The 18,759-nt window shown below is 43.7% G+C and carries 24 protein-coding genes and 1 pseudogene; 22 read left to right on the top strand and 3 right to left on the bottom strand.

Translation table 11 applies throughout. The features are described 5' to 3' along the window. Positions 1-83 precede the first annotated feature (83 nt). The 16 genes and pseudogenes from AB8S08_RS07150 (at position 84) to AB8S08_RS07075 (ending at position 11,667) form a co-directional block, all read left to right on the top strand. On the top strand, positions 84-737 hold the full coding sequence (locus tag AB8S08_RS07150) for an RHS repeat-associated core domain-containing protein (RefSeq protein ID WP_369742327.1): 654 nt from the start codon (positions 84-86) through the stop codon (positions 735-737). Then, positions 721-1,197: an immunity 26/phosphotriesterase HocA family protein gene (locus AB8S08_RS07145; protein WP_153826133.1), complete on the top strand. Its 477-nt coding sequence runs from the start codon at positions 721-723 to the stop codon at positions 1,195-1,197. The genes AB8S08_RS07150 and AB8S08_RS07145 overlap by 17 nt, the downstream gene beginning before the upstream one ends. A gap of 59 nt (positions 1,198-1,256) precedes the next feature. Then, positions 1,257-2,462 carry an IS256 family transposase gene (locus tag AB8S08_RS07140; RefSeq protein WP_369742326.1) on the top strand — a complete coding sequence of 402 codons (1,206 nt, stop codon included), beginning with the start codon at positions 1,257-1,259 and terminating at the stop codon, positions 2,460-2,462. A gap of 2 nt (positions 2,463-2,464) precedes the next feature. Continuing rightward, entirely contained in the window at positions 2,465-3,562 is a 1,098-nt protein-coding gene (locus tag AB8S08_RS07135; protein ID WP_369742325.1) for a hypothetical protein, read from the top strand. A 60-nt stretch (positions 3,563-3,622) separates the two neighbouring features. Beyond that, a pseudogene (locus tag AB8S08_RS07130) lies at positions 3,623-4,772 on the top strand (IS3 family transposase). 153 nt (positions 4,773-4,925) lie between these two features. Further along, positions 4,926-5,750 (top strand): hypothetical protein, encoded by an 825-nt coding sequence (locus AB8S08_RS07125; RefSeq protein ID WP_369742324.1) that lies wholly within the window; start codon positions 4,926-4,928, stop codon positions 5,748-5,750. 420 nt (positions 5,751-6,170) lie between these two features. Beyond that, a complete protein-coding gene (locus AB8S08_RS07120) occupies positions 6,171-6,338 on the top strand; it encodes a hypothetical protein (protein ID WP_369742323.1) in 168 nt (55 codons plus the stop codon). A gap of 122 nt (positions 6,339-6,460) precedes the next feature. Beyond that, the gene (tnpB, locus tag AB8S08_RS07115; protein ID WP_369742322.1) at positions 6,461-6,817 is read left to right on the top strand and encodes an IS66 family insertion sequence element accessory protein TnpB; all 357 of its coding nucleotides are present in this window, start codon (positions 6,461-6,463) and stop codon (positions 6,815-6,817) included. Positions 6,818-6,932: 115 nt separating this feature from the next. Then, the gene (locus tag AB8S08_RS07110; RefSeq protein WP_369742321.1) at positions 6,933-8,561 is read left to right on the top strand and encodes an IS66 family transposase; all 1,629 of its coding nucleotides are present in this window, start codon (positions 6,933-6,935) and stop codon (positions 8,559-8,561) included. Positions 8,562-8,637: 76 nt separating this feature from the next. Continuing rightward, positions 8,638-8,847, top strand: a complete 210-nt coding sequence (locus AB8S08_RS07105; protein WP_369742320.1) for a polymorphic toxin type 24 domain-containing protein — start codon at positions 8,638-8,640, stop codon at positions 8,845-8,847. Positions 8,848-8,852: 5 nt separating this feature from the next. Next, positions 8,853-9,281 (top strand): hypothetical protein, encoded by a 429-nt coding sequence (locus AB8S08_RS07100; protein ID WP_369742319.1) that lies wholly within the window; start codon positions 8,853-8,855, stop codon positions 9,279-9,281. Between the two features lie 130 nt (positions 9,282-9,411). After that, a complete protein-coding gene (locus tag AB8S08_RS07095; protein ID WP_146204074.1) occupies positions 9,412-9,633 on the top strand; it encodes a hypothetical protein in 222 nt (73 codons plus the stop codon). 324 nt (positions 9,634-9,957) lie between these two features. Next, complete coding sequence (locus AB8S08_RS07090; protein WP_369742318.1) at positions 9,958-10,173, top strand: hypothetical protein; 216 nt, start codon at positions 9,958-9,960, stop codon at positions 10,171-10,173. A 24-nt stretch (positions 10,174-10,197) separates the two neighbouring features. Further along, positions 10,198-10,686: a hypothetical protein gene (locus AB8S08_RS07085; RefSeq protein WP_369742317.1), complete on the top strand. Its 489-nt coding sequence runs from the start codon at positions 10,198-10,200 to the stop codon at positions 10,684-10,686. Between the two features lie 4 nt (positions 10,687-10,690). Then, a complete protein-coding gene (locus tag AB8S08_RS07080) occupies positions 10,691-11,173 on the top strand; it encodes a hypothetical protein (protein WP_369742316.1) in 483 nt (160 codons plus the stop codon). A gap of 62 nt (positions 11,174-11,235) precedes the next feature. Further along, positions 11,236-11,667, top strand: coding sequence for a hypothetical protein (locus AB8S08_RS07075; protein WP_369742315.1), 432 nt, complete (start codon positions 11,236-11,238; stop codon positions 11,665-11,667). A gap of 495 nt (positions 11,668-12,162) precedes the next feature. Here the strand turns inward: AB8S08_RS07075 and AB8S08_RS07070 are convergent, their stop codons facing one another. Continuing rightward, entirely contained in the window at positions 12,163-12,651 is a 489-nt protein-coding gene (locus AB8S08_RS07070; RefSeq protein ID WP_369742314.1) for a peptidylprolyl isomerase, read from the bottom strand. Continuing rightward, a complete protein-coding gene (ygfZ, locus tag AB8S08_RS07065) occupies positions 12,648-13,592 on the bottom strand; it encodes a tRNA-modifying protein YgfZ (RefSeq protein ID WP_257119964.1) in 945 nt (314 codons plus the stop codon). The genes AB8S08_RS07070 and ygfZ overlap by 4 nt, the downstream gene beginning before the upstream one ends. An 89-nt stretch (positions 13,593-13,681) precedes the next feature. Here ygfZ and AB8S08_RS07060 point away from each other — a divergent pair, with 89 nt between their 5' ends. Continuing rightward, a complete protein-coding gene (locus AB8S08_RS07060; protein WP_110075194.1) occupies positions 13,682-13,954 on the top strand; it encodes a succinate dehydrogenase assembly factor 2 in 273 nt (90 codons plus the stop codon). A gap of 44 nt (positions 13,955-13,998) precedes the next feature. Further along, positions 13,999-14,262 (top strand): hypothetical protein, encoded by a 264-nt coding sequence (locus AB8S08_RS07055; RefSeq protein ID WP_153825716.1) that lies wholly within the window; start codon positions 13,999-14,001, stop codon positions 14,260-14,262. Here AB8S08_RS07055 and nadB read toward each other — a convergent pair. Next, positions 14,206-15,822 carry an L-aspartate oxidase gene (nadB, locus tag AB8S08_RS07050; RefSeq protein ID WP_369742313.1) on the bottom strand — a complete coding sequence of 539 codons (1,617 nt, stop codon included), beginning with the start codon at positions 15,820-15,822 and terminating at the stop codon, positions 14,206-14,208. The genes AB8S08_RS07055 and nadB overlap by 57 nt on opposite strands. Positions 15,823-15,995: 173 nt before the next feature. On the opposite strand from nadB, the gene rpoE reads away from it, so the two are divergent. Genes rpoE through AB8S08_RS07030 form a run of 4 tightly spaced genes read left to right on the top strand, consistent with a single transcriptional unit; the run spans position 15,996 to position 18,715 of the window. Continuing rightward, on the top strand, positions 15,996-16,574 hold the full coding sequence (gene rpoE / locus AB8S08_RS07045; protein WP_110075192.1) for an RNA polymerase sigma factor RpoE: 579 nt from the start codon (positions 15,996-15,998) through the stop codon (positions 16,572-16,574). Positions 16,575-16,606: 32 nt separating this feature from the next. Beyond that, positions 16,607-17,263 carry an RseA family anti-sigma factor gene (locus AB8S08_RS07040; RefSeq protein WP_110075191.1) on the top strand — a complete coding sequence of 219 codons (657 nt, stop codon included), beginning with the start codon at positions 16,607-16,609 and terminating at the stop codon, positions 17,261-17,263. Next, positions 17,256-18,266 (top strand): MucB/RseB C-terminal domain-containing protein, encoded by a 1,011-nt coding sequence (locus AB8S08_RS07035; RefSeq protein WP_313932242.1) that lies wholly within the window; start codon positions 17,256-17,258, stop codon positions 18,264-18,266. Before AB8S08_RS07040 ends, AB8S08_RS07035 begins: the two co-directional genes overlap by 8 nt. Positions 18,267-18,280: 14 nt before the next feature. Then, positions 18,281-18,715: a SoxR reducing system RseC family protein gene (locus AB8S08_RS07030; RefSeq protein ID WP_369742312.1), complete on the top strand. Its 435-nt coding sequence runs from the start codon at positions 18,281-18,283 to the stop codon at positions 18,713-18,715. The last annotated feature ends 44 nt before the right edge of the window (positions 18,716-18,759 follow it).

The raw sequence follows: 18,759 nt of genomic DNA, 5'->3' as shown, positions 1-18,759 counted from the left end.
TAACCATAGCTTATCTGACTCTATTCAATTCGGCTATATGAATCACTCACTCGTTGCTATATCTAAAGCCACCGGGCAGCCCGGTGGCACGAACTAACAGCGCAGGAAGGGTAGAGAGTCGCCGGCATTACCAACCTTTTGGTGACACTTACGAAGCGCCAAGCGACGACATCGGCTACACTGGCCATAAGTACGATAATGACTCAGGCCTGAGTTATATGCAGGCACGATACTATGATCCAGTGATTGGGCGGTTTTATTCGAATGATCCTGTTGATTTCCTAGGACATGTGCAACACGGTAATCCGACGATGGGATTCAACCGTTATGCGTATGCCTATAATAATCCCTATAAGTACAAAGATCCGACTGGTAAAATTCCATTACTAATTCCTGTTATAATGTTTGTTGCTAAAGAAATTGCGGCAGAGGCAGCTAGTCAAGCAACAGGTGGTGCAACTGACTTTCTTTCTACAAGGCGTATGGCAACAAAAGGGGCCAAGAAGCTATATCTGACCTATACCAAAACTAATAAAAGAACTGGTGAAGTTTACTCAGGTAGAACAAGTGGTACTGGCGACCCTATGGAAATTTTGAAAAAAAGGGATGGTAACCATCACAAAAACAAAGATGGATTTGGACCAGCTGAACCGGATAAAGTATCTGAAAATAAAGATGCTATCCGAGGCAGAGAGCAGCGAAAAAAGAGTTTAACTAATTATGGCCAAAAAATTTAAAGAAGGGGATATTTTTGTTATTCCTATGAAAGGTGGTAATTACTGCTTCGGGAAAGTGTTAGCGAATACATGGGGCTTTTTCGATTTTTGTTCAAAAGAACCTATTTTTGACGAAGAGAAATTAAAGTCATCAAGTTATGCATTCCAGATATCCGTAGTTGACGCACCTTTAAAAAATGGACAGTGGAAAATTATCGCTAACATGGATTTAACCGAAGAAGAACGAGTTAAGAAATATTTCTATAAAATGGATAAGCTTAGTCATAAAGTATGGAAGACCCTTACTGGCATTGAAGAGATTCCGACTACTATTGAAGAGTGTTTATCCCTTGAGCTTTGCGCTGTTTATGATCCTGTTCATGTGCTTGAACGGCTTGAGTATTATTTTTCAGGCGAGGATGATCCTAGTATATTATATGATACCAAAATGCTAGAAGAGAAAGGCATATCTACTATGTAGAGAGTGTAAAAATATCTGTGTAAATGGCATTCTTAACAATATCGAAGAAGGATATCAGAATGCCAATATCAGACAAACTCATCGACCAGCTGCTTGACGGCTGTGATTCCCCAGAAGACATCTTAGGCGAAGCCGGCCTACTCAAACAGCTTACCAAGAAGGTGGCAGAGCGGGTGCTAGAGGCTGAAATGGAAGTTCATTTAGGCTACGCACCAAATGACTCAGCCGGCAACAACAGCGGCAACTCTCGTAATGGTAAAACCAAGAAAACTGTTCGTAGCATCAATGGCGATGTCGAACTAGATATTCCTCGTGACCGTAACGGTAGTTTTGAGCCCAAGTTAGTTCGCAAAGGCGAACGCCAGCTGAATGGATTTGATGAGCGCATCATAGCATTGTATGCGCGTGGCATGACTACTCGTGACATTCAAGCATACCTTGAAGAAGCCTATGGTGTTGAAGTCTCGCCGACGTTCATTTCTCAGGTGACCAACGCCGTCATGGACGAGGTCAAGGCCTGGCAGCATCGTCCGTTGGCAAAGCTGTACCCAGTTGTTTACCTTGATTGTCTAGTCGTTCGCAGCCGTGATTCTGGTGTTGTACAGAATAAGTCAGTGTACCTAGCGCTTGGCATCAACACTGACGGTGAAAAAGAGCTGCTCGGGCTGTGGATGGCTCAAACTGAAGGCGCTAAATTCTGGCTATCGGTAATGAACGAGCTGAAAAACCGTGGTGTAGACGATATCTTCATTGCCTGCTGCGATGGCCTTAAAGGCTTCCCAGAAGCCATTGAGGCGGTTTACCCGAAGACTCAAGTGCAACTGTGCATTGTGCACCAAATTCGCCACTCTCTGCGGTACGAAAACTGGAAACAGCGCAAGACTATTGTCGCTGATTTAAAACTCATTTATGGCGCGGCTACTCGCGCTGAAGCCGAGCAGGCACTAGAAAATTTCGCCTCGACATGGGACTCTGAGCATCCCACCATCAGTCGCTCATGGCGGGCAAACTGGGAGCGCTTAAGTGTGTTCTTCGACTACCCAGTTGAGATACGCAAGGCCATTTATACCACCAATGCCATTGAGTCGCTGAATGCGTCACTGCGCAAAATCACCAAAACTCGTCGGTCGTTCCCTAACGACGAAGCCGTCATGAAGGTGCTGTACTTGGCCTTGCATCAGGCTTCAAAAAAGTGGACTATGCCCATACGCAACTGGAAGCCAGCGATGGCACAGTTCGAGATTATATATCAGGATCGGATTTAACAGTGAAACCAGCCATTTACACAAAATCTTTTACAGTCTCTGATAAGGGGCAATATGCCCCTTATCACGGCGTTGTGAAATTTCTTAACAGTTTATTTCTATTGTTAATTTCTATTATTCAAGTTTCTTGTACTACAGCTACTCATTTATCTAATGAAGAAGCGATAATTGAAGAGGAAACCCAACCTTTTGTTTACCTTGCAGGAAATCATCAAAGCGATGTTGCGCGAAATATGTTGGTGAGCGAAAGTTACGGACCGGCTACGAATTCAATTTCATTCTGCGATGATCGCTTATTCGATACACTACATAATACCATCGAGGTTTCCTTTGATTGCCAACTTAGCAATTCAAGCAAGCGACTAATACTGCAAGCCTTAACCAATTACAACCGAGCGATTGTAGACTCATTGCATTCAACAACACTCTACCATTTCGCGTTTGAGAAACATCCAAAAATTTGTTTAAAGATCATAAGAGCAAATATAGGCTATAAATTCACTGGCTCGATAAGCGACTGTTTTACAATGTATTTTTCTACCAATGGACATTATAAAGGAGATAGCTCGTTAAACTCAAAAGCACTCGCAGCAATTAGTCATTTCAAAATCATTTCAGAAATTTACAAAAAATGGATTCATGAATCATTCCACTTTAGGTTTGCCACAAATAACATTGACGCTAAAAATACTGATTCTACACCATTGGCAGACAGACTGACCAACGAGTACATTGCACATTTAATGGAGTTGGACGTAGAAAGACGTTCTTTGGATGTAATCAAACGGCGAGACACGTCTTTAGCATCCAATATATCTTTTGAATACGGTTACTCTCTTCTGAAATTCGACGAAAAATGCAACACGGATTATAAACCTCCTTATAAAGTGGTAAAATCACCAACCGAGCTTAACTTTTATTATAGTCTTCTTGGTTCGGATTATGCTCTTTTTACTTACAATGAAATCATTAAACATAAAGATTTGCTTCCATCATATATCACCATGATTATGAGAACGTTATGGGCGAATGATAGTAGTCGATTCTTTTCATCTTTATTGTCTCAATGTGATTATGAACAAAGGTATGGCGAGTTGTGATCCGTACCAGTACTTTTGGACACCGAGCTAAGTGAGTAAAATCACTTAACGAGGTGAATCATGAAAGCAAATAAAACACGCAAAGTCCACACACAAGAATTTAAAGCAGAAGCCCTGAAATTAGCTGAAAGAATAGGCGTTGCAGCGGCGGCTAGAGAACTAAAAGTCTACGAATCCCAGCTGTACAGTTGGCGGACTGCGGCGCAAAAAAATCTAGCACGAGCGCCAGAGAAGCAGAGCAAGCCGCTGAAATTGCTCGATTAAAACGTCAATTAGCTGAACAGGCAGAGGACCTAGCCATATTAAAAAAGGCGGCTACCTACTTCGCGAAGAACCAAAAATAGCCAGATTTGAGTTTATTCTTGAGCACCAGCATCAATTCAGCTTAAAGCGGATGGTGAACGTGCTCAACGTATCGCGTAGTGGGTATTATGCCTGGCGGAAACATGGTCAGACAGTCAATCCTCGAGAGCAGCGTCAAATTGAGCGAGACGAGGCGATTAAGCAGGCATTTATTGACTCGAAAGAGCGCAGCGGCGCTCGGCGTATCCAAGTGGATTTGGCAGAGCTCGACATGACACCCGACATCAAAACTATTCGCAATAGTATGATACGCCAGGGCCTTGTACCTAAGGCTGCACGTAAATTTAAGGTCACCACGGACAGTAAGCACAATCAGCCTGTGGCGCCAAACTTGCTGGAGCAAGATTCTACGGCAAGTGCTCCGAATCAAAAGTGAGTTGGCGATATCACGTATTTATTCACTAGTGAGGGCTGGCTGTACCTAGCGGTAATCATCGATTTATATTCACGCTCGGTTGTTGGCTGGTCGATGAGTAACCGAAAGACCGCAACGTTGGTGTGTGATGCTCTGAAAATGGCTTTATTTCGCAGAGGTTTTCCCGAAGGGATCATTGTTCACAGCGACCGAGGTAGTCAATATTGTTCAAACGATTATCGAGATTTAATTAAAAAACATAGACTTACTCAGAGTATGAGCCGAAAAGGAAATTGTTGGGATAATGCCTGTGCCGAAAGCTTCTTTCACTCATTAAAGGTCGAAGCCTTGCAGGACGAGCCCATCATGGATCGAGAAAATATGCGCCGAGCAGTCTTTGAGTACATCGAAGTTGATTACAACAAGACAAGAAGGCATAGTGCTATTGGCTATCTCAGCCCAGAGAACTTTGAATTAAAAAATAGTGCTTAGCAAAGTGTCCACTTTTAGTGGTACGGATCAAAGCACAAGTTTCTCAGGTTATTCCTAGTAGCGGTGGTTGTAGTGGCCCTTCTGACGTGATCGTCATTTGTTAAATTTTTAGTGGAGGGGTACCCCCTCCACTCTTTTTGTGACATTGAGCTTATGAATCATTCTTTTAAGTCTATTTTTACTTTAATGACTATCCTAGTCATTGGGGGGTGTTCGTCTACTGTGGTACCTACACCTAAAGGTTATGAAACAATATATCACGTTGTGGATTTTAAAAATGGGGATGTCGTTGTCACTTCAGCCTTTCAGTCCGAGTCAAGAATGGAAATGACAGGTACAGTAGATCAAAGCTTAGACTTTGTTAAGTTACACTCTTTTAAAAACGATTGGGCAAACATAACATTCACTGTACATAAAGAAAATAGTCATTGCTCTTCTGATTATAGTGCGCTGAGCGCGAACTTGACGAAGACATTCTACAAAGGAATATTAAAGGCTGAAAATCTGGATATAACTATTAATTTCATGCCGTTGAAAAACTTTCTGATTGAAGAGCGCTTTTCGCCTGAAGATGCCTATAATTTCTATTATCCTGTTGATTTCTGCGATCCTGCTGTTTTTCCGAGAGGCGCTATTTACGCCGCCGGAAAAGTAGTTCATGAAGTTTTTCATATTATAGCTTTTCATAATAAAAATATGCATATATCTAGTGAGGACGAAGAAGAAAGAGCAAATATTTTGCAATTTTGTAATGGGGTTCTTTCCGAACATCATGTAGAGTTTTCAGAAGACTATTTTTCTTTGGATTTCGAATTAGAAAGATCGTCTATTATGGCTAATAATTTTAGTAGAACCTACAGAGATTCGGCAATTGGCCGCTTAAGTGCGATGGAGAAAGTACGAAATCATTTGACCTCTGACGTTTCTGATATTGATTTTTGTGAGAAAGAAGTCAGTAGGATTTTGGTTGATATTTAAGAGCAATATGTTGTTTGGCACAATCAGAAAGCTGCGCACGATAAGGTCTGAGCATTCTAGACACCTTTTATTCTCAAGGAGAAGCTAGGCCCTCTAAAGTAGCTAAGAAAGCTGACTGGGGTCTGTCGGTTTACAACGATTAGCTGAGAAAAACTTCATGGTATTTTCTCTCGACATTCGCGACTTTGACAGGCCCCCATCATTAAAACCACTCGCTGAATGAATTGAGCTGTTCAATTTCCAACGGATGCCACAAACTGCGAGGGTGGCAGATTATTTGAAGCCCGGTGAGGGCAACTCTTGTTATAGTCATCCCGCCAAGCTTCGATTTTTAATTTGTAACCGTAACAGCAACCACACCTAGGCATGTTTTTGCAGATGGCCTAATTTATCACCACGTTTCAACTAACGAGGTGATTTATGAGTCGTACCCATCGCAGCCATGCTCAGTGGCTTGAGCTGTTCGAAGCATTTGAGCAAAGCGGTCAAACCCAAGCAGCATTTTGTACAGAACGAGATTTAAACCCAGCATACTTTAGCAAGCGTCGTCGTGAGCTGCTCGAACAAAACGATAACGGTTTTGTGTAAGCGCAACAAGTGATGCAGACGAACCATCATTCACTGACGCTAAATTATGGCGGCCTAGCACTTACCTTGCCGCTGCACGTTGAGCCACATTGGTTGGCGCAGTTAGTGAAGTCGCTTGCTGCATGAAAATGTTCGTAGAACCTTCGGCGATTTATTTGTATAAGCAGCCGGTGGATTTTCGCAAAAGCATTAATGGTCTCAGTGCCATTGTCGAAGCTGAAATGGCGCTCCCAGTGTTTAGCGGTGCGCTCTTTGTATTTTGCAATCGCCAGCGCGACAAAGTCAAAGCACTGTACTGGGATAAAACCGGTTTTTGCTTGTGGTACAAACGCCTTGAAAAAAACAAGTTCAAGTGGCCGCGTAAGCTCAACGGCAGTGTATTAAACCTGTCACCACAGCAGTGGCAATGGCTACTCGAAGGCCTTGATATTACGCTAATGAAAGGCCATCAACCACTGCATTTTAGCAGCACAATATGATCCTAAATGGCCTTATAAGGATCCTGCATAACAGCTGATTATCGATCACCAATCGGTCTAAGAGAACCCCGTAAAATAGCGGTTCACAGCATATAAATGGGGTATAATGCGCCCCATGAAAACACACGATAACAAGCCACTTCCAGATGATATTGAGAGCCTGAAAAAGATGGTTCTCAAACTGCAATCTGAAAATCAAGGGTTGCAGCAAAAACTGCGCCACATGATGGAGCAATGGCAATTATCGCTACAAAAGCGCTTTGCCGCGAGTACGGAAAGTTTACCTGGTCAAGGCTCGTTGTTTAACGAACTTGAAGCATTGCTTGAACCTGAAGTAGATGAAATCGCCGCTGACGCAACCATTACTTACACGCGTAAGAAAACACGCCGGCCAAGCATTGATGCTTCATTGCCGCGTGAAGACGTGCTTCACGATATTCCTGACGAAGATAAAGTCTGCGATTGCTGTGGCCATGACTTGCACCGTATGGGTGAAGAAACCAGCGAAGAGCTTGAATTTATTCCGGCGACCATTAAAGTGCTGCGCCACGTGCGGCCGAAATACAGCTGCCGCTTATGCGAAAAGCACGGCACTGAAACGACCATTAAAATCGCACCGGTGCCGCTAAGCATTTTACCCAAGAGCATTGCCAGCCCAAGCTTACTTGCACAAATTATTAGTGCCAAGTTCCAGTTTGGCTTACCGCTTTATCGTCAAGAAGCCTTATTTAAGCAGTTCGGTATTGAACTGAATCGCCAAACCATGAGCCGTTGGCTCTTAAAAGTGAGTGACAAGCTCAGGCCGGTGCACCAGCGAATGCATGACATACTACTTGAGCAATCGATGCTGTGGGCGGATGACAAAACTGTAGGAACAGTTTTGGACAGCTCTGCTGGCCCCGCGAGGGGTGAATCACATGGATGTGATTCACAAACGACGGTGAATGTGCTCGATGTCGATAAATCCAAGTGTTACATGTGGGTGTATGGTTGTGGCACCGACAAACCTAAACCCGACGGATCACCCAATATCGTTTTGTACGACTACCAAGATGGTCGTGGCAGCTCACATCCAGTTCACTTTTTGCAAGGCTACCAAGGCCCGTTGCAAGTGGACGGTTATCAAGGCTATGAGAAAACCGATGCACAGCTTGCTGGTTGTTGGGCGCATGCACGGCGTAAGTTTATTGAAGCCAAGGCCGTACAAGGCAAGAATAAAACCGGTAAAGCTGACCAAGCGTTGAGTTTTATCCAAAAGCTCTATGGTATTGAACAGCGCATTCGCGACTACACCATTGAAGCCAAGCATGCAACCCGGCAAGAGCTGTCGCTGCCAATCATGAATAAACTTAAAGACTGGCTCGACAAGTCAGCACTTAGCGTCAATAACCAGTCGCTGCTCGGTAAAGCCATTCATTACACGCTCGGGCAATGGAGCAAGTTACAGGTATATTTAGCCAACGGTGCTGTCGCTATCGACAACAATCGTGCAGAACGCGCTATTAAACCGTTCGTTATTGGTCGCAAAGCTTGGCTGTTCTCAAAGTCACGCGGCGGTGCGCAAGCCAGCGCCATACTCTATAGCGTGGTTGAAACCGCCAAAGCCAACGGCCTCATGCCGGTGGATTACCTCATGGCTCTGTTCAAGCAATTGCCACTGATAAGCCATGGCGATGATCTGGACCATCTGCTACCTTGGAATATCTCATTAAGCGTTAATACGGCGGTAACGGAGTACAACTGATCAACCCTAGCGACAATTACTTGGCCGGTTAAATGGTCAACAAAATTGATCCACCCGAGAAAACCAATTACCGTTAATGTGTGCTATTAGTTACGCTTACCAATATACAACTCATAATGGTGATGGAACATTTAAGCAGTATAGAGGTAGCGGTCAAGATCATGGTGGAATACCAAGGCCAAATGTTAAGGAAAATAAGTTAAATACAAACCCTAATACTGGTGAACAATTTCCTAGTAAATCGGAAGTCCGCCCACCGAGAGAAGATGAAATTCCAAAAGGATAGAAAATGTGTTTAGCATAGAAGAGTTTAAGTCAGTAAATACAAATGTGAATGTATTTGATTATATTCATGCATTATTTAGCAATGAAAATGTTGCACCAGATTTAGTGTTGGCAATTGACTCTATTTTTAGACCAAAGTTTAAAGAAGTTCATGGGGTTCTTTTTGTCGAGGAGTTATATTCTTCTGATAAACATGAATCCTTGGAAAAAGCTAATAAAAGTAATGGCGAAATTTCATACTGGGTTAACCTAATTGACTTAACATCAGTATTTGAAGGAGTTGATTTCCAAGTGGTTTTATCCATAGCGGAAAAAATTAAAACTAGCTGGAACAAAGAGTTAAATAGGGATTATTGTGGGTACAATGCTCAGGCTTGTCTTATAAAAGAAGAGGAGTCGAGAGAAATATATTTGACTTTAGAGTTGAAAGAATAATAAGAGCTTTTTTGAATCCAAAACCGGGAGCTACCGCAGGTAATATAGTCGGTAACTCTACAAACGCTATTACTTCTGTGGCTGATACAGTTAATTCGAATTGTCAGAATAATGGAGGGTGTTAGTACATATGACAAAAAAGCAACTAATTCTCCAATATGTTTTTTATATTCCCATAGCAAGTGTTCTGGGGGTTGGGGCGATTACTTTACTATTTTATTATAGCTATGGCTGGAGCCTTGAATATGCATTTTCTTGGTTTAAAGTAGCTTCTGTTTTTATAGTTATTTTATTTTACATATTAAATCTAAATGTTCTGATTAAAGTCTTAAAAAAGAAAAATGGCATGTAGCTTAATATATTGAAGGCATAAACCTTTAAATCCAAAGCCTCGCACTCGCGGGGCTTTGTTTTTTCTGGCTCTGGTGGATTTAATTTTGTTTTCAAGGCTGCTGAGCGACTCAGTGAAAAAATCCGTTTGGTGCCAAATTCAATTGGGTGATCTGCTCAGGTGAAAAGCCGTGCCGAAGGAGTTCGAAGTCAATTATTTGCACTTGAGCCTTTTGGCCTTCGCCAATCAATTTATAGCAACTGCCACTCGCTGTAATGATTAATCTTTTGTTTGGAAAAATCTTTTCAACCTTTGAGGTACTGATATAGCTGCCCGGTGAAGGTAGTGTTCAGAATTCTGTGTCATTTCGATAATCTAAGCAAAAAGGACAATACTGCACTGAATCGCTTAACCAGCGTCAACGGCTCAGGTGCTGCGGCAAAGAGTTATAGCTCCTTTGATTACGACACACGAGGCAACATCACCAACAACAGCCATGTTGAGATGAGTTACAACCTAGCCAACCAGATGACCGCAGCGCTTGGCAAGAGCTATACCTAAGACGGCCACAACCGCCGCGTTAAGGTGGCGGGCGATGGTGATACCCGCTACTATCTCTACAGCCAGTCGGGGCAGCTGTTATTGAGTGAAGACAACGGCGTTCAAACGAACTACATTTACCTTGGCAATAGGCTTATCGCTGAAGACCGCCAGGCAACAACCACCTTTATCCATACAGATAGGTTGGGCAGCCCGGTGGCACGAACCAACAGCACAGGAAGGGTAGAGAGTCGCCGGCATTACCAACCTTTTGGTGACACTTACGAAGCGCCAAACGACGACATCGGATACACTGGCCATAAGTACGATAATGACTTAGGCCTGAGTATTACCGATGGAACAGTCGCTCATGAAGCTGGTCATCTAATGGGAATAGATGACAAGTATATAGACAGTAAACCGCTCCCTACGTACGAGAATAATATTATGGGTAATAAATCTGGTTCAGCAGATAGTCGAAATATTAAAGAAGCTATAAAGAGTGATGTGAACTGGAAAAAGGATGAGAGGTAAAGTTATGAAAGGTCTTTTTGCGTCAATTTTAATTTTGATGACTGCCTCTGCTTGTGCGAGCACTAAGCTGTATTCTTATTGTAATGTCTTCATCGGGACAGCTTGCTTTGGAATGAAATCTGGTGATGAGTATAAATATACTTCTCAAGTGGACTTTAGGATTTATGAAATAAAACTTAGTAGTGAAGATGAGGTTAATATTTATTCGGGGTATCACCCTGCTTCTTTTGATTATGAAGGAGCCTATCTTTCAAAAGAGAGAGTCAATGGTTATTTAGTTTCAGCGTTGAAAGTTGATAACCAACGTCATCGAATTTTGATTGAGCCAGTGGGAAAGAGAGCCCCGTCCGTTGACATTAACATTTCAATGTCTTCTGGTGATAAAGGGTTAATAATCGAGTTTATTAAAAGTTTTAGAAGCTGCACGAGAACAAAATTAGAAACTGCCTGTAAGGATGATATTTTACTCCAAAGTGTGGTGCTCTAATTATAAGACTCAGGATGTTAGCGCTCCAAACTGTAGAGCGAATGGTGAGGGAGGAGAAATTTGTGGTTAGACTAATCTTACTGATTTTTTTACTATCGTCGTCTACGGTCAAAGCTGACAATATTGAAGTGTTTTATAACGGGTTTTGGTCTCATAGCCCTTTTCCAACAACTTTAGAGCGTTTGCGTAAGACTTATTCTTTGCATTTTTCTATACATAGATATTCGATACCCGAAGAGTATTTAGATATTTTAGAAAAAGGCTTCCAACCTAACGAAGATAAATCTCTCTCTGTGGATTATGTATTCTACTTAATCGAGACTAATGACAGTGGTGAGATAGTGAAAGAATTGGCTGGTGGAAATAATATTTTATTTAATTTAACCAACAGTACTTTTAAGCGTTTAAGCGAAGTGGAGAAGAAGAAATTAAATAATTATATTAAGGATATAAGCTGCGACGATTCGGACTTCTTACCATACAAGAAGCTGTAAATATATTGTGAGTCGAAAAGCAGACAAAGCTCTTCAGCAAATTCGCCATCTTTACAGTGGCCAAGTGACTTTTTACCGTCGGGCGTGGTTCGAACAAGGTGATCTGGGTAATCTGCCATGTTGCCATATCGCGTCTGCCCCTGAGCCAGCAACTCACTGCTTAACTTCCGAGATTGGCTGTCGCGCTCGACTTCCTCAGACAGGGCGAGCACATCAAGATAAGTCATAACTATTCACTATTCAGATGAGACGGTGCAAGGTTTCGTGTCAATGCGATGCTTGGTGGCAAAAGCCATCAGTTTTGCAGTAAGGCATGAACACACCGCAACGTTAGTGTGTGATGCTCCGAAAAGTAAATTATTGTGACAAAGCTTGTGCCGAAAGCTTCTTTCACTCATTAAAAGTGGAAGCGCTTCAGGACGATCCCATCATAAATAAAAAAGCACAGCTCAGATAGAGTTGTGCTTTTTATCATTATTAAGTCGATGTGGTTAGTTAGCCGTGCTGGTGATTACCGTCAGCATGAACGTGACCATGGTCAAGTTCACTCGGATCTGCATCACGAACTTCCACTACTTCAACGTTAAAGGTTAGTTCAACGCCAGCTAGCGGATGGTTACCGTCAACAGTAACTTCTTCGTCAGCTACATCGACAATCATTACTGATTGCTCACCGTGGTCAGTACGTGCACGGAATTGCATACCAACGGCAACTTCATTATCACCAAACAGGCTCCGTGGAACTGTCTGAATAAGACCTTCGTGGCGTTCGCCATAAGCGTCAGCAGGGGCAATTTCTGCATCAAACTTATCACCAGAAACTTTGCCGGCTAAAGCGTCTTCTAGTCCTTTAATTAACATGCCACGGCCAAAGATAAACTGGAGTGGTTGACCTTCTTTTGATTGGTCTAGTACGTTTCCTTCTTTGGTTTTCACGGTGTAGTGAATACCAACAACTTTGTCCTGGCTAATTGATTGAGTCATGATTCATCCAAGTTATAAGGCAGTGGGTAAATTTCCAAAAGACTCGCGTCATCATCCTTCAGTCGTAATCGCGTAGATGCTTCAATATCATTGGGCAACACTGCTAATACGTCGAGTTGATGCTTGGCATGGCTCACTGCATTAATTACCGTGCCGGCACGCCGCCAATTGTCGCCAAGCTGCTGTTCTATGGTTGCTCCTGGAGCTGCCATTTCAGCTTGGCCACGAAGACGAAAAAGTGCACGCTTCTGCTTACCCAGATATTTCATCCGGGCTATGGTCTCTTGGCCGATATAACACCCCTTCGTAAAACTAATGCCATTTAATGCTTGAACATTAAGCATTTGGGGTACGTATTCCTGTATTGTACCTGAAAGTAGGGTAGCTCGGCCACGCTCTATTTCCAGGGTATGCCATAGTTTGCTTTCAGAGTTAGTAGGTAAGTCATCTTGCTTACTAACAATCAGAAACTGGTCTGGCTGGGAGCCTAATTGTAATGCCACCGCAGTTTCTGTAGGTGTAGCTGCTTGTAGCGAGTTACTACATAACGGATGTTGGAGCTGTTCCGCTAACCGCGCTGGTGCGGCAGTACCAAATAAACCATAAACACTTAGGTTAGTAGACTCATCGACAATGGTAGTTTGGCTAAACACGCCAAATTTCTGCAATTGAGCTAAAGAGGCCTGAAGTGCAGGTAACGTCGTAATAAGCAGTACACTTTCGTGCCAACGCGTCACGAATAAAGTACTAAGTGCTTTTCCTTTATTGTCACAATGAGCTGCGTATAACCAATTAGAGTCTCCAAGTTGGTTCATGTCACAGGTAAGCTGTCCCTGTAAAAACGTATCCGTTTGTGGTCCAGTTAGAGATACTACACCGTATTCTGGCAATGAAACCGTTACGTATTCTGGGGGAGCTTTGGTAAACTCTGTTGTTAACACGCTAATCACCTCGTTTTCCGCTATTAATGTCAAAGGTGGGGACGAATTATGATTATACAAGTACTTTTTATGGGTCAGAAGGAATCATCATGCAAAAACTTCAACAAAACGCCGAATCTTTAAAAAATAAAAACCGATTACGGTGGGCTTGTCGCCGAGGAATGCTAGAGCTTGATGTGCTATTTATGCCATTTGTAGAAGATGCTTACGATGACTTAGACGCTGCTCAGCAAGAAGCCTTTCGGCGTCTACTAACGTGCGATGATCCGGATCTCTTTGCTTGGTTTATGGGGCATCAAGAGTGTGAAGATAAAGAGTTAGCCGGCATGGTGGAGTTTATTCTGAGCCGAGTAAAAGTTTAGTGGCGCTGCTGCGGCTAGCCCTACAGCCTTGGCGTCGGTTTGCTGTGTCGACCCAGATTTGGGGAGTCGACACAGAGACCGGTAACTGGATGCAACTGGATGATTTAGATCAACGTCAGTGGCAGGCAGCAGCATTGAGTTGGGTCACACCTTGGTTTTTGCTAGTACGGCTACACCAAAGTGACCAACCGCACCAGCACCGATGGTGGTGGTGCTGGCAAGGCTGGGTCAGCGAGGCTGATTATCGACGATTATCGAGATGGCTGTTGCGGCGGCGTGAGTACAGTGGGTTGGGCATTCGGAAGTAACTCAGGATAGTCTAAGTTGTAATGCAAACCCCGGCTTTCATGACGTGCCATGGCGCAGCGCACGATGAGTTCTGCCACGGTAACCAAATTTCGCAATTCGAGTAGGTTATTACTAACTTTACAGTGGCTATAATATTCGTGAATTTCTTGCTGTAATAACTCAATTCGCCGCAATGCACGCTCTAAGCGCTTATTGGTGCGAACAATACCAACGTAATCCCACATAAATAGGCGCAATTCATGCCAGTTGTGTTGAATAATCACTTCTTCATCAGAATCACTGACTTTACTTTCATCCCAAGCAGGAAGTTGTGTTAATAATTCCATTTGATTAACACGTGCGGAAATGTCTTGTGCTGCCGAACGGGCGAAGACCAAGCATTCTAACAACGAATTACTAGCCATGCGGTTAGCACCATGAAGACCTGTGTAGGCGACTTCGCCGATAGCATATAAGTTATGGATATCAGTACGCGCATTTAAATCAGTCTTTACGCCACCACAGGTATAGTGTGCCGCTGGTACCACTGGCATCGGTTGCTGGGTAATATCAATCCCGAGACTTAGACACTTTTCATAAATATTCGGGAAGTGTTCGCGTATAAAAGCAGCTGGTTTGTGCGATATATCTAGATACATGCAATCTGCTCCGAGACGCTTCATTTCATAATCGATGGCTCTCGCCACCACATCGCGCGGCGCTAGTTCTGCGGCTTCATGAAAATCAGGCATGAACCTACTACCATCAGGGCGTTTTAGTACAGCGCCTTCGCCTCGTAAGGCTTCTGTCAGCAAGAAAGTCTGCGCGTTAGGGTGAAACAAGCAGGTTGGATGAAACTGATTGAATTCCATATTAGCGACTCGGCAGCCAGCTCGCCACGCCATAGCAATACCATCACCGCTAGCGACATCCGGATTACTGGTGTATTGATACACTTTCGAGGCACCGCCCGTAGCCAATGCCACAAACTTTGCGGCTATGGTTTCCACCTGTTCGGTAACTCGATTCCAGATATAGGCGCCATAACAGCGACCACTGCTACCACCGATATGCTTATCGGTAATTAAATCGATTGCATTGACGCGCTCGACGACCTGAATATTGGGATGTTTTTTAACTTCATCTACTAGGGTGGTTTGAACTGCTTTACCAGTTGCATCAGCAGCATGCAAAATACGGCGATGACTATGACCGCCTTCTTGGGTTAAATGAAAACGAGGTTGGCCTTGCTCATCAGCAACGCGGTCGAATCCGACTCCAAGTTCAATCAGCCACTGTAAACTTTGCTTCGCATGGCGAGTGGTAAACTCTACAGCTGCCGGTTCACATAAACCGGCGCCCGCAATCAACGTATCCTCAATGTGGCTTTCAATGCTATCATTCTCGTCAAAGACGGCAGCAATGCCTCCTTGCGCGTAATAGGTTGAACCTTCAGTGAGAGGGCCTTTAGATAAAACGATAACGCGAGTTTGAGCGGCTAACTGTAAAGCTAAAGTTAAACCTGCAGCACCGCTGCCAATAACTAGCACATCGCATTGATAATGAGCGTGTTGTTCCATAAAGTATATTGGATATCCGCGTGCAAGACGCTGTGTTGCCGAATAGATAAACCCGATTTTACTCTTTTGAATTTTTTTTGCGAACTTTTTACTCGGTGATAGGTCATAGCTACAGATAAGAAAAACGGGGCCTATCATCTGACGTACCAAGGGGTTGAGGAGAACAAGCTCGGATGAGCGATTTAGATACAGATAAAGCCCTGGTAGAACGAGTTCAACAAGGTGATCAACGAGCGTTTGATTTACTTGTTAAAAAATATCAGCACAAAGTGATGAGCCTAATAGCGCGGTACGTGAAGCAGCCTGCGGATGTGCCAGACGTAGCTCAAGAAACTTTTGTGAAAGCTTACCGAGCTTTGGCAAACTTTAGAGGTGATAGTGCTTTTTATACTTGGCTCTATCGAATTGCTGTAAACACCGCCAAAAATTATTTGGTATCGCAAGGGCGAAAACCTCCTGCGAGTGATGTAGATGCAGAAGAAGCAGAATATTATGAAGGAGCTGGTGCTCTCAAAGACGGAGCATCGCCCGAAAGTTTATTACTGACCGATGAGATTCGTGATGTGGTGATGCGGACCATCGATGGATTACCAGAGGACTTACGCCAAGCGATTCTCCTTCGTGAGATGGAAGGTTTAGGTTACGAAGAAATAGCGATTGAAATGGATTGCCCCATTGGTACTGTGCGGTCTCGAATTTTTCGGGCTCGTGAAGCAATAGACCAGCAGTTGCGGCCATTATTAGAGCGTTAAATATAAGTGCGCAAAATTACTGAGGAATAACTATGTCAGAGCGTCGTTTACAAACTACTTCAGCATTGTTAGATGGTCACACGAGTGATCTTGATGATGAAGTCAGTCCGTTCAGCGCTAATTTCGATGAGGTGTTAGGTGATCCAGAAGCTCATCGAGCATGGCAACGTTATGCCTTTATTGGGCAAGTCATTCGACACCAACAAAGCGACTGTTGGCAAGTAGATATTAGTGCCAAGGTGGCAAGTGCAGTCGCTGCAGAAACTACAGTGAATGTTGAGAAAAAATTAATAGAGCCGAACCTAACTCAAGGTGGTGCATCTGCCAAAGCAGCTATGCGCTGGTTAAAGCCAGCAGCAAGTGTTGCGATTGCGGCAAGTGTTGCGATTGTTGCGGTATTATCGGTACAGCAAACCGGTATCAATGGTCAACTTGAAGCAGAGATACTTGAGCCGACGACACCGGCTTTAGTAACTAACCCCTTTGGCGGTCGTAACCCAGTAAGTTTTAATACTGTGGTACCCAATCAACAGCCGAGTGCGGCAGAAGTTGCTGAGCAGCGCATGCTGTTAGAGGCTTATATGCTAGATCATCAACGACAGTTGAATATTTCGTTACAAGAACAGACGAAAAAAGCTGCGATTACAGAGACCCAACAACCTGAGCCACAAGCGCCACAGAATGATTAAACATGCCTTTGCTGTTGCTCTGCTTAGCGGAGCAACACTTTTGTTTATGCCCGCCGCGGCAATGGAACAACCTAACTTAAACTTAAACGAAGATGCAGTAACTCAAGCTGAGAATATAGGGCAGCACTGGTTTAATCGCATGGCGTCTGCATTACGCGAGTTAAATTTTCAGGCTACGTTAGTGCGTAGTCAGGGACAACGCATGCAGCCTTTACAATGGTCTCATGGTGTTTTAGAAGACGGTCTTGAAGTTGAGTTACTGCAACACCTCAATGGGGCAGACGTCAGAATTTTAAGGTTAGGTAATCAAACCTCTTATTATTTTCAGCCATCAGATCGCTCTTATTTTGTGCAAACAGATATCACACCGGGACTGTTGCCTCGAGCTTTTTATCAATCTTTTTCTCACATCAATGATCACTATCAAGTTGTTGCCGTTGAAGGACACCGAATTGTCGGCCGTATGGCTCAATATCTTCGTCTGGTGAGTAGAGACAACTATCGTTATCACTACGATTTATGGGTAGACAGTGAAACCGGTATGCTACTGCGTTTGCAAATGCTTACGCCACAACGCGAAGTCTTAGAAGAATTGCAACTGACTTCTATCGATCTTCCCGCCGCATCGCCGATTGCATTGCAAGCATTAGAGGGCGTTCAGCGGCCCCCAAGACTATATCACCACCAACAACAAGAGCCCTTACAATTTGGCCTCTATCCACAATGGTTACCGAGTGGCTTTAGCCATCAAGCTCAACATCATCGTCGTCTTTCCAACACCGGATTAGCTACCGATTACTTTCTGTTTAGTGATGGCTTAACTGAGGTATCGATTTATGTTACCGATGGCGATAGTCAGCGTTTACCGGGATTGGCGTTAGAGGGAGTCGACTCGCTCTTTAATACGCAAACGAATGGTTATGCGATAACGGTAGTGGGCAAGTTGCCGGTTGCAACTCTGCAGCGAATTGGCGAGAATATGGCTTTGGGTCAGCCTGATTAATGTAGGTACAAAACATGATTCGTGAACTAGCTGAAGTTATTGCAGTGGATGAGTCGAGCCTGTTAGTAGCTACCCAACTCAAAACCGGCTGCAGTGGTTGTGCACAACAAAACACCTGCGGTGCTGGAGTGATATCTAAAGCCTTTGCGGACCGCCGAGCACAGTTTCGGGTGGCTAAACCGATGGGCGATTTTCGTGTTGGCGAACAGTTAGAACTGCTCTTGCCAGAGCAAACCTTGACGCACTTTTCATTACTTATGTACGGCCTACCTATCGTTGTGTTAACTCTACTAGCAATGCTGCTAACTAAGTTTACCAGTTGGTCTGAAGGCTGGATCATTTTGACGGCATTTGCTGGGTTTGGATTGAGTTTTATCGGTCTTAAAAAATGGCTATCACAACGCGATATTCAGATTAACAAGCAGCTAAAAGTAGAACAAATCAGCTGATTTCTCCGAAAATCCTTTGTTACTCGCCGTATTATCAGTATGAT

The sequence above is a fragment of the Pseudidiomarina sp. PP-1MA genome (assembly GCF_041200125.1).
GTDB lineage: Bacteria > Pseudomonadota > Gammaproteobacteria > Enterobacterales > Alteromonadaceae > Pseudidiomarina > Pseudidiomarina fusca.
Note: the sequence above shows the minus strand (reverse complement) of the source record. Positions and strands in the feature narration are given on the sequence as shown.